Source organism: Streptomyces glaucus (genome assembly GCF_039533365.1).
Lineage (GTDB): Bacteria > Actinomycetota > Actinomycetes > Streptomycetales > Streptomycetaceae > Streptomyces > Streptomyces glaucus.
On record NZ_BAAATK010000096.1, the window covers coordinates 1 to 10,961 of the forward strand.

Consider the following 10,961-nt stretch of genomic DNA (forward strand, 5'->3'; position numbering starts at 1 on the left):
CGACGGCCCCCTCCACCGCTCGCGCCCCGGTGCGGTCACGGCCGTCCCGGGGCGCCCGCCCGGCCGGCTCCTCGAACGCGGCTGCGCACGCCCGGCGCCCGGGCCGCACGTGCCCGGCGGCCGACCAGCGTCCGGGGCGCCCGGCCCCGGCTAGGGGGCCTTCGCCGGCGCGGCGCTTTGCACCAGGCGTTCGCGCAGCGTGGCCGCGAACTCCTCGGCCCGGGCCAGCCGGGTGCGCAGGTCGGCCACCCGCTGCCGCGCGGCCTCCTCGTAGCCGCGCACCCGGCCCAGCAGCTCCTCCCGCTCCTCGGGCGGCAGTTCCTCGCCGGCGTCCAGGCGGTCGGTGGCCTCCAGCAGGGAGCGCATCTCGTCCAGGGTGAAGCCGAGCGGCTTCATGCGGCGGATGACCATCAGGCGGGCGACATCGGCCTCGGTGTAGAGACGGAAGCCGCCCTGCGAGCGCGCCGAGGGGACGACGAGGCCGGTCTCCTCGTAGTGCCGGATGGTGCGCAGGGACAGCTCGGTCCGCGCGGCGACCTCACCGATCTGCATGTGCTTGCTGTTCACGTCCCCGACCCGGCCCTCTCGCTGTCGACGGCGCTGCGTTCCGTCCAGTCCGCCGATCCCTACTCTAACGTTAGGGTAGAGTTGCCGTGGGGGAGGACGGACCTCCAGCGACGTCCCCCTCCGTGCGTGGTGCGGGCGTCCTGGCCCCACCGTTGCCGTGTCGGGGCCGACGCCGCCCCCGGCGATGAATCCGAGTGGTGCAGGAGAGACGCGTGCGCGAGTCCGTGGTGCCCGGCGCCGCCGCCTGTCCGCCGTGACTCCCCGCCCCTGACCAGAGCCCCGACGCGCACCCGCTCGCGCCCCTCGGCTCCGTCCTCGACCTCCGGCCCTTCAGCGGTCGGTCGTGGGACGCCGACCCGGCCTCCCACGCCGTCTTCCGCGCGCCCCGCCCTGCCCCCCGGGGCGTGCCCGAGCACGACAGGTAGCTGCTTCCTTGTCCTCTTCCGTACTGTCCCCCGCCACGCGGCTGCGCGCTCTCAGGCCCGACTGGCTGCGTGATCCGAAGGTGTGGCGCACCGAGGTCCTCGCCGGCCTCGTCGTCGCGCTCGCGCTGATCCCCGAGGCGATCTCGTTCTCGATCATCGCCGGGGTCGACCCGGCGATCGGGCTGTTCGCCTCCTTCACCATGGCCGTCACCATCGCCGTCGTCGGCGGACGGCGCGCGATGATCTCCGCCGCCACCGGCGCCGTGGCCCTCGTGATCGCACCGCTCAACCGCGAGCACGGCCTGGGCCACCTGGTCGCCGCGGTCATCCTCGCCGGGGTCTTCCAGGTCGTCCTGGGCGCGCTGGGGGTGGCGAAGCTGATGCGGTTCGTGCCGCGCTCGGTGATGGTCGGCTTCGTCAACTCGCTCGCCATCCTCATCTTCATGGCGCAGGTTCCCGAGATGACCGACGTGCCCTGGCCGGTGTACCCGCTGATCGCGGCCGGGCTGACGCTGATGGTGCTCTTCCCGAAGGTCACCACCGTGGTCCCGGCGCCGCTGGTGTCGATCGTCGTCCTCACCGTCGTCACGGTCGCGGCCGGGATCGCCGTGCCCACGGTCGGCGACAAGGGCGCCCTGCCCTCCTCGCTGCCGGTGCCGGGCCTGCCGGACGTGCCCTTCACCCTGGACACCCTGACGACGATCGCCCCCTACGCCTTCGCGATGGCCCTGGTCGGCCTGATGGAGTCGCTGATGACCGCGAAGCTGGTCGACGACATCACCGACACCCGCTCCTCCAAGACCCGCGAGTCGATCGGGCAGGGCATCGCCAACATCGTCACCGGCTTCTTCGGCGGCATGGGCGGCTGCGCCATGATCGGCCAGACCATGATCAACGTGAAGGTGTCCGGCGCCCGCACCCGCCTGTCGACCTTCCTCGCCGGGGCGTTCCTGATGGTGCTGTGCATCGTCTTCGGACCCGTGGTCTCCGACATCCCCATGGCCGCCCTGGTCGCCGTCATGGTCATGGTGTCGTTCGCGACCTTCGACTGGCACTCCGTCGCCCCCGGGACCCTCAGGAGGATGCCCGCCGGTGAGATCACCGTCATGGTGATCACCGTCGCGGTGGTCGTCGCCACCCACAACCTCGCCGTCGGCGTGGTGGCCGGCTCGATCACCGCCATGGTCGTCTTCGCCAAGCGGGTCGCCCGCCTCGCCGAGGTCACCGCCGTCCTCGACCCCGACGGCACCACCGTGGTCTACCGGGTCACCGGCGAGCTGTTCTTCGCCTCCTCCAACGACCTCGTCGGCCGGTTCGACTACGCCGGCGACCCCGCCAAGGTCGTCATCGACCTGTCCGCCGCCCACATCTGGGACGCCTCCTCCGTCGCCGCCCTGGACGCCATCGAGACCAAGTACGCCCAGCGCGGCAAGCAGGTCGAGATCACCGGCCTGAACGAACCCAGCGCCCGTCTGCACGGCCGCCTCAGCGGCGAGCTCGCGGCCGGCCACTGACCGGACCACCCCGCCCGGCCGCCCCGACCCCACCCGGGCCGGGAGCGCCCCCCGCCTCCCCCGGAGGAGGGCGAGGCGGGCGCGATCGCCCCGGCCCGGGCGCCGGCGGACCTTCGCCGGCGCGGGCGTCGCCGCCCGCGGCCGCCGGAACGGCCCCCGTGCCCGCGGCCGGCGCGCAGCGCCACGCCGCAGGAGTGAACGGAGCGCCGCTCCCCCCCCGGCGGCCACGGTGCGTCAACGGCGGGCGAGACGTCGCTCGCCGCCGGCGCCCGGTGCGTAGTCCAGTTCGTAGTGGGCGAAGACCTCCGGCTCCTTGGCGGCGGGCAGTTCACCGTCGACGTCGATCGCCGGGGCCTTCTTGACGACGTCCTTGCCGTGGACGACCTTCACATACCCCGGACCGACCGTCGCACCGGTGAGGGGGACGAACACCAGGCGGCGGCGGGTGGGCAGGCCGACGGTCACCGTGGCGAAGAAGGGCTGGTCGGTGACCGTGTCCACGTAGACCGACTCCAGTGCGCCGATCTTGTGACCGTCCGGGTCCACGACGTCGTGATCCCGCCACTCACGGATATCGCATGCCTCGAACATCATGAACCTCCAGGGGTGTTCCCGGCCGCGGCCCGCGGCGTCGTCGCCGCCCGCCCGCCGGCCGCGCGAGCGCCGGACGGGGGCGGCCGGCGGCGTCGCACGGTCCGCGTTCCCGTCGCCCCGTCCGATTCTCGTCGGCAAGGGGCCGGGCCCCGGCCCGCCGACGAGCGACGCCACCGCGTGTCGCGCCCGTCTTCCGGCGGCCGCTGCGCGAGGCGGCGGACGCGGCCGTCGACCTCGCGCAGGTGCGCGTGGACCGGGTGCGGGGAACCGTCCTTCCCTCGCGCAGAACTTCGGTGATCGCGCGACCCGGGGCGCGCCCGGCCGGCTCGACGCCGTCCCCGTGCCGCCCCGCCGTCCGCGGCTCGCCGACGGCAGGCCGCCTCTCCGGGCGAACGGCGTCACGCCGGCCGGTTCCCGGAAGGCTGCCGAGGCTTCCCCGCCGCTCGTCGCCGGTCGTCGCGTCGGCCACTGCCTCCACCCCTTCTCCCCGCGCGCTCCTCCCGCGCGCGGACGGCTCCTCCCACCCTGACGGAGAACCGGGCGGCCCGCACCCGGACGAGCGGACGGCCGGCCCGGCGCGCCCGGGACAGCCGCCGCCGCGGCCCCGGCCCGCTCCGCACGGCGCGTCCGGCGGTCCCCCGGCGCGGCCGTCCCCGCGCGACCTCGCCGAACGCGACGGCGGCCCGGGAACGAAGGTGCGGGCGCCGCCTTGTAACCTGCTCCCGTGTCGCGTTCCGGAGAATCAAGTGCGCTGGTCGGCGGGGAACATGTGCGGGAGGCCGTCGCCCGCTGCGTGGAGGCCCTCGCCGGCGTCCCGGCCGCCCGGTGGGACGCTCGCGCCGGCGACCTGGAGTGGACCTGCTGGGAGACCCTGGAACACCTCGCGGACGATCTGCTCACCTATGCGCTGCGCTTCGGACTCGCGCATCCGATGGGCGTCCCGCGCGTGCCGCTGCGCATCTCCCGCGACCGGCCCGAAGGACCGGCCAACGTCGTCTTCGGTGACCGGGCCGCGGGGCCCGAGGGGCTGCTGACCGTCGTCGAGGCCTGCGGCGGACTGCTCGCGACCGCCGTCGACAACGCCGCTCCCACCGTGCTGGCCCCGCATGTCTTCGGCGCCTCCGACCCGGAGGGGTTCGCCGCCATGGGCGTCGTCGAGACCCTCGTCCACACGTACGACATCACCCGGGGGATCCAGCGCGCGTGGGAGCCCCCGCAGGACCTGAGCCGGCGGGTTCTCGCCCGGCTGTTCCCGGACGTGCCCGTCACCGGCGACGCGTCGTCCACCCTGTTGTGGGCCACCGGCCGCGTCGAGATGCCCGGCCGTCCCCGCCGGACGGACTGGCGCTGGTACGGAGCGCCGCGCCGGCCCGGTGACCCCCTGCCCGGCGGAGCGGGCTCGCCGCGGGAGTCCGCGCCGCACGGCGGCTGATCCCGCGCGCGCGGGCGGCGAGCGGCGCGGGGCGGGGAACCTTTGCCCCTCCCGCCGGCGAAGCCCCCGGTGGAAGCCGGCCGCGGCGCGGCCGGCCCGGAGGCGGCCGCCGGAAAACGGGTTGTCCGGCCGGCGCGGGTGCGCTGAGGTGGTGCGGAAAGATCGACAACGTTGCGAGGTCCCATGTACGTCACCGTCCCCACCACGTCAGGCCGGATACGCGGACGCCGGAGAGGCGGGGTCACGGTGTTCGCGGGCGTCCCTTACGCGTCCCCGCCGTTCGGCCCGCGACGTCTGCGGCCCCCCGAGCCACCGGAGCCGTGGCAGGGCGTGCGCGACGCGTTCGTGCCCGGCCCGGCCGCGCCCCAGCCCGGCTACCTTCCCGTGATGGCCGGACTGCTGGGGGAGGCGCCGCCGTCGGGCGAGGACTGTCTGAGCGTCAACGTGTGGACGCCGGCCCCGGGCCGCACCGGTGGCCGGCTGCCGGTGATGGTCTGGATCCACGGCGGCGCGTTCCGCAACGGGGCCGGCTCCCTGCCCGTCTACGACGGCACGCGGCTCGCCGCCGACGGCGTCGTGTGCGTCACCCTCAACTACCGGCTCGGCGCGGAGGGCTTCCTCCTGCTGCCCGACGGCACGTCCAACCTCGGCCTCCTCGACCAGATCGCCGCGCTGGAATGGGTCCGCGACAACATCGCCGGCTTCGGCGGCGACCCGGACAACGTCACCGTCTTCGGCCAGTCCGCCGGCGCCATCGGCATCACCGCGCTCATGACGATGCCGCGGGCCCGGGGGCTGTTCCGCCGTGCGATCACGCAGAGCGGCGCCGGTCACCACAGCCACCCCGAGGACGTCGCCCGGCGCGTCACCGAGCGGCTGGCCGCCCTCGCCGGCGCGGAACCGACGCGCGACGGGCTGGCCGCCGTACCGCCCGAGCGGCTCGTCGCCGCCGACCGCGCCCTCGGCCGGGAGATCGCGCAGGCCGCCGATCCCGGGCAGTGGGGCGAGTCGGCGGGCGGCGGCACCACCGTGCTGCCCGTCGTGGACGGCGCCACCCTCCCCGAACGCCCGATCGACGCGCTCGCCGGCGGAGCCGGCCGGGACGTCGATCTGCTCACCGGCACGACCACCGAGGAGTTCCGTCTCTTCCTCGTCCCGCTGGGGATCGCCCCCCGCGTCACGGACGAGGTGCTCCACGGCTTCCTGGCCGGACTCGGGCTCGACCCCGTCCGGGCCCGCGCCGTCTACGCCGCCGCGCACCCCCGTGCCACCCCCGGCGACCTGCTGTCCGCCGCCATGAGCGACCACGCCTACCGGATTCCCGCCCTCCGGGTGGCCGAGGCCCGTGCCGCGCAGGGGGCGGAGACCTTCGTGTACGAGTTCGCACGGCCCTCGCCCGCCCTGGACGGCGCCCTCGGCGCCTGCCACATGGCGGAGATCGGCTTCGTCTTCGGCAACCTCTCCGGACCGCTCACCGGCCCCGACGCCCCGCAGGACCTCTCCGACCGGATGCGCGGGGCGTGGACCTCCTTCGCGCGGACCGGCCGCCCCGGCGGCACCGGCGCCCCCGGCGACCCGCTGCCGTCCTGGCCGGCCTACGGCGGACGGCGGTCCGTCCTGCGGCTGGGCGACGGCGCCCCCGCCGTGCACGAGGACCCGGGGGCCGGCACGCGGAAGCTCTGGGAGCGTCTTCGCCAACCCCTGCCCCGCGGCCCCCGCCCGGCGGACGCCCGCCGTTGACACCGCCGGCGGCCTTTCGCCGGGGAGCGCGCCCGGCACCGCCCGCACGGCTTCGGGGCCCGGCGTCGTCCGCGGCCCGGCTCCCGCTCCAGGACCCGGAGGAGCGACCCGGCCAGGGCCCGGTGCCCACCGCGGCGGCGGCCCGGCGCGCGCCGCAGCGGACACCGGGCCGGCCGCCCACCGGCGTGCGGCGGGAGGGCGCGGAGGAACGCTCCGGCGGGGGCGCCCCGCGTCGCCGAGGCCCGCACGGCGGCCCGGACGGTGAACGGGTGGAACAGGCCGGGGAAGCCGCAGTTCCGGGCGCCGGCGCGGCACTAGTCGATGATCTGGTTGAAGAACACGACCGCCATGGCGCCCGCACCGCCGCCGACGCTGACCGCGAGGGGCCAGACGTTGCCGGCCAGGACCGCCAGGACGGCGGCGCCGACGCCGACCAGCGCCGCCAGCAGAAACACCACGGCGGCGCGCTGGCTGAGCAGCGGCGTGTTCCCCTCGCCCCGCGTGCGGTTCTCCTGTCCCACCTCGGTGCTCCTCGCGTGGACGACGGTCAGTGGCGTACGAGGCCGCCGGGCCGGGGGGCGAGCACGGTCCGCCCGTCCGGGCCCGTCAGCTCGTAGGGGTCCTGGGCGGGCCGGACGAGCGTGAAGTCGACCCGGCCGTCCCCGTCGACCCGGACGCCGTACACGGCCGGTTCCGGCAGGCTGTTGTAGTGGAACGGCGTGGAGAAATAGTAGGCGCCGGTGTCCGGGAGCACGACGAGGTCGCCCGGCTCCAGCAGCGGCAGCGCCCGGTCCCGCGCCAGCAGGTCGCCGGCGAAGCAGGCGGGGCCGGCGATGTCCTGCCGGACGGGGCTGCCGTGCTTCGCCCCGCCGTCCGGGGCGTGCGCGGTGATCCGCAGCGGCCAGGCCTCGGGGGCGAACACCGTCCGGGTGGCGACCTGGACACCGGCGTGGGTGAGGGCGATCGGCCGGCCGCCCGCGGTCTTGGTGTACTCGACGTAGGCGGCGGTGAAGCCGTTCTTGGCCAGGACCGCCCGCCCGAACTCGGTGACGATCCCGTACCTGCCGGAGAACAGGTCGGGCGCGTGTGCGCGAAGCAGGTCGACGTAGGTGCCGAAACCGGGGGTGACCTCGTCGTCGGCGAAGTTGACGGGCAGGCCGCCGCCGATGTCGATCCCGGTCACCTGGCGCCGCCCCAGGACGCGGTTGACCTCGTCCGCGAAGGCGACGGCCTCCGCGACCCCCCGGGCCATGAGGTCCAGCGGGCACCCTTGCGACCCGGCGTGCGTGTGCACCCAGGTCAGCCAGGGGCGGTCGCGGAACGCCCGCAGCACCTCCCGGCGGCTGTCCGGATCCGACAGGGGGATGCCGAACTTCGAGGTCCGCGTGGCGGTGCTCATCGCCGCGATCGTTCCCCCGCCCACCTGGGGGTTGACGCGCACGCCGATCCGCGAGGCGGGGTCGCGTCCGGCGAGGATCGAGTCGATCCGGTCCAGTTCCTGGAAGTTGTCCGCGTTGATCGCGACGCCCAGTTCGAGGGCCCATTCCAGTTCCGCGCGGGTCTTGGCCGGCGAGTCGAAGACGATCCTCTCCGGCGGGAAGCCCGCCGCGAGCGCCCGGGCCAGCTCGCCGCCCGTCGCCACCTCGCAGCCCATGCCGTGCTCCCTCAGCTCCGCCAGCACGGGGACCAGGCTGTTCGCCTTCGCCGCGAAGGCGTGCAGGACGGAGAGCGAGCCCGGGAACGCCGCGCGCAGGGCGCCCACCGTCCGGGCGACGCCGTCGAGGTCGACGAACCCGGCCAGCAGGGACCGTCCGGGGTCCAGCAGCCCCTGCCGTACGGCTGCTCGCAGGATGTGTTCACGCCGTTCGGTGGCGTCGGTGAGGTCGGTCACGGGTGTTCCTCCACGGTCGGTGCGCCGGACGCCCGGTGAACCCGGGCGGAGTCCCAGGCTGCCCGCCCCCCTCCGGGGACGTCTTCGTGGAGACCTCAAAGGCGCGGCCGCGGGGACCGCCGGCCGCGGGCAGTGCCCGGGGCGGGGCGCACCGCCGTTGTGCGGGGCCACGAAGAACGGGCCGTGGCATGGTGCCGACGGCCGAACGCGCCGGAGCGCGGGCCGCTCGCCGGCCGGTCCGGCGGCGCCGGTCAGCGACCGGCGCCGCGGTCGCGCAACCGCAGCTGGATCTGGGCGAGCAGCCGGGCGTCGGGGCTGCCGAGGTCGATTCCCGAGACCTGGACGATGCGGCGGATCCGGTACCGCAGGCTGTTGGGGTGCACGCACAGGGCGCGGGAGGCGGCGGTCACGTCCCCGAAGTGGTCGAGGTACACCCGCAGCGTCTCCAGCAGGCAGCTCCCGCTGTGCTCCGCGTCGAACGCCGCCAGCCGCGCCACGGGGGTCCCCTGCGGCAGGTGCACCTCCCGCAACGCGTCCATGACCCGCATGAGGCCGATCGTCTCCGCGACGTCCTCGGTCCGGGCGACGAGGCGTGGTCCCCCGGCCGCCGTCAGCGCGTCGAGGGCCAGCTCGGCCGACCGGCGGGACCCGGGCAGGTCCGCCAGGCCCGCGACCACGTCGCCCAGGCCGACCCGCACCGTCGTGCCCAGCGCGGCCGGCAACCGCTCCGCCAGCGACGTCCCCAGCTCCGCCACCTGGGCGTCGGCCCGCCGCGGGTCGTGGTCCAGCGCGCCCAGCACCACCAGCACCGTCCCGCCGGCCCACACGACGACGGCCCGGCGGCCGTGCGCGGAGCAGTGCAGCGCGAGCAGGCCGTGCAGCCGTGACGCCGCGTCGTCCGCCTGGTCGATCCCGGCGTGCACGGCGAGGACGGCGCTGTTCCCGGTCTCCGGCAGCGAGGCGCGCTCGGCCAGCACCCCGGCGGAGCCGCGTCCTTCCAGCACCGCACGCGCCGCGTCCTCCACGAGCCGGGTGTCCGCGCCGCGCGTACGGTGGTGCAGCAGGTGGGGGGCGGCCGCCCGGGTCGCCGCGCGCAGGGCCTCGGAGGCGTTCGGGGCGAGGGAGCGCCCCGCGACCGCCGCCACCCAGATGGAGCCCAGCACCTCGCCGCCCGCCCGCACGGCCCCCACCAGACGCTCGGGGTCCGCCCCGTGCGCCGGCCGGTACAGCACGTCGCCCGTTCCCCACAGCGCCCGGAAGAACCCGGCCTCCCGCATCGCGGCGACGCGCCACGGCGGGACGCGGCGGCCGAGGATGGTCAGCCGGCGCAGTTCGTCGACGTCCTCCTCGGTGTCGGTGGAGGAGTAGGCGAGCACCCGGGACTCCATGTCCTCGATCGTCACCGCGCCCCCCACCAGGGCGGCCACCGCGTCGGCCAGCCCGTTGAGGTCGCCGAGGGCCACGGCCTGCGTGGACAGGCCGGGCGGAAGCCCCGCCGAGGCCAGCCCCGCCCGCAGTACGCCCACCAACTGGCCCCAGGTGCACCAGGACGTGCGGAACAGCACCGCCGTACCGGCCTCCTCGGCCGCCCTGCGCAGGGCGGGACCCGGTTCCCCCGCGGTGACCGGGCCGAAGACCACCCCGGCGGCGCCCTCCTCGCCCGCCCGCCGCAGAACGTCCACGGCGTGGGCCGACCGCGCGTCGACCCCGACCGCGAGGAGGAGCTCCCGCGGCCGGAAGCCGGGCTCCAGCGGGTCCAGCAGGGTGACGCCGGTGACGGGCGCCCCGAGGCCGCCCGGCGCCATGTGCAGCTCCAGCGACCCCGCGCCCACCACCGACAGCAGGCCCTCCAGCGTCACCTGCGACGCCGCCGCGGCCCCCCACTCCGCTAACGCGTCCGCCCCCATAGCGATCCCCCCATGTCCGCGCGGCCCGGCCGCGGTCGAATGCCCCGCGCGGCCGCCCGCCCGGCCGCGTCCGAGAACCGTACGACACCACAGGAGGGCTCGGTCCTCAACGGCGCACGGCCGCACGGGCGGGCGCGGGCGGCCGGTTCGCCGTCGGTCCGGGGCACCGGCGGTCGCGTCCCCGGCGCGGGGCCGCCGCCACCGCGCGGCGCGGCCGGGGCCGCGGTGTCCCCGGGCGGACGGACCGCGACGGCTCGGGGTTCGCCGGGACGGGCTCTTCGGCCGGGAAGGGAACCGTGCCGCGGCCCGGCGGGATTGCGCAGACGTCCCCGGAGGTACTCGTGCGTCCCGGTGCCGGGCGGCTCGGCAGCGTGGCCGCGGCCGGCCCGGCACCGGGACGCACGGCGCGGGTCCCGGCACGTCCGCCGGGACGCACGCCCGTCACCGCCCGGGGGCGCCCCACCGCGGCGGGCCGCCGGGTTCCGCTTCGATCAGGTCCGATCAGGGGAGAGGCCATGACCGGCCACGACGACCGCAGGCCCGCGCACCGGTCCGGCATGCGCGCCGAGCACGACGACCAGCTCACCCACGCCGACGCCGGCTGGCCGCGGCGCACCGAGGAGCCGGGCGGGGACCCGTCCGAGGGGGCCGCCGACGCCGTGGAGGAGGAGGCCGCCGTGCGCAGGGCCGTCGACGACGACACGAGCACCGCCGCCTTCGCCGGACAGGACGCGGAGGACCGCGGCCCGCTCGCGCCCGAATTCCAGGAGCCCGCGGACAGCGACGAGTGAGGCCCGGCCGGCGGCCCCGTCCGCCGGCCGCCGTGCCGCGGCCCCCCGGGGGCCGGCGGCCGCGCGTCTTCGGGCAGCGCGGCGGCGGCCGCGCGGGCCG

General features: G+C 76.5%; 9 protein-coding genes. 4 read left to right on the forward strand and 5 right to left on the reverse strand.

Going from position 1 to position 10,961, the window contains the following annotated elements; all coding sequences use genetic code 11:
• Positions 1–150: 150 nt before the first annotated feature.
• Complete coding sequence (locus ABD363_RS31830; protein WP_344609917.1) at positions 151–567, reverse strand: MerR family transcriptional regulator; 417 nt, start codon at positions 565–567, stop codon at positions 151–153.
• Between the two features lie 448 nt (positions 568–1,015).
• On the opposite strand from ABD363_RS31830, the gene ABD363_RS31835 reads away from it, so the two are divergent.
• Positions 1,016–2,506, forward strand: coding sequence for a SulP family inorganic anion transporter (locus tag ABD363_RS31835; RefSeq protein WP_344609928.1), 1,491 nt, complete (start codon positions 1,016–1,018; stop codon positions 2,504–2,506).
• Between the two features lie 234 nt (positions 2,507–2,740).
• Here the strand turns inward: ABD363_RS31835 and ABD363_RS31840 are convergent, their stop codons facing one another.
• Positions 2,741–3,097, reverse strand: coding sequence for a PRC-barrel domain-containing protein (locus ABD363_RS31840; RefSeq protein ID WP_344609930.1), 357 nt, complete (start codon positions 3,095–3,097; stop codon positions 2,741–2,743).
• A 727-nt stretch (positions 3,098–3,824) separates the two neighbouring features.
• On the opposite strand from ABD363_RS31840, the gene ABD363_RS31845 reads away from it, so the two are divergent.
• Both ABD363_RS31845 and ABD363_RS31850 read left to right on the forward strand, forming a co-directional pair.
• Entirely contained in the window at positions 3,825–4,532 is a 708-nt protein-coding gene (locus tag ABD363_RS31845; protein WP_344609919.1) for a maleylpyruvate isomerase N-terminal domain-containing protein, read from the forward strand.
• 183 nt (positions 4,533–4,715) lie between these two features.
• A complete protein-coding gene (locus tag ABD363_RS31850; protein ID WP_344609932.1) occupies positions 4,716–6,272 on the forward strand; it encodes a carboxylesterase/lipase family protein in 1,557 nt (518 codons plus the stop codon).
• A 314-nt stretch (positions 6,273–6,586) separates the two neighbouring features.
• Here ABD363_RS31850 and ABD363_RS31855 read toward each other — a convergent pair whose 3' ends face one another.
• The 3 genes from ABD363_RS31855 to ABD363_RS31865 all read right to left on the reverse strand — a co-directional run bounded on the left by ABD363_RS31855 (position 6,587) and on the right by ABD363_RS31865 (position 10,022).
• The gene (locus tag ABD363_RS31855; protein ID WP_344609921.1) at positions 6,587–6,793 is read right to left on the reverse strand and encodes a hypothetical protein; all 207 of its coding nucleotides are present in this window, start codon (positions 6,791–6,793) and stop codon (positions 6,587–6,589) included.
• A 26-nt stretch (positions 6,794–6,819) separates the two neighbouring features.
• Positions 6,820–8,163, reverse strand: coding sequence for a type III PLP-dependent enzyme domain-containing protein (locus tag ABD363_RS31860; RefSeq protein WP_344609923.1), 1,344 nt, complete (start codon positions 8,161–8,163; stop codon positions 6,820–6,822).
• A 251-nt stretch (positions 8,164–8,414) separates the two neighbouring features.
• On the reverse strand, positions 8,415–10,022 hold the full coding sequence (locus ABD363_RS31865; protein WP_344609924.1) for a PucR family transcriptional regulator: 1,608 nt from the start codon (positions 10,020–10,022) through the stop codon (positions 8,415–8,417).
• 563 nt (positions 10,023–10,585) lie between these two features.
• Between ABD363_RS31865 and ABD363_RS31870 the strand changes: the two genes are divergently transcribed.
• The gene (locus ABD363_RS31870) at positions 10,586–10,861 is read left to right on the forward strand and encodes a hypothetical protein (RefSeq protein WP_344609926.1); all 276 of its coding nucleotides are present in this window, start codon (positions 10,586–10,588) and stop codon (positions 10,859–10,861) included.
• Positions 10,862–10,961 lie beyond the last annotated feature (100 nt).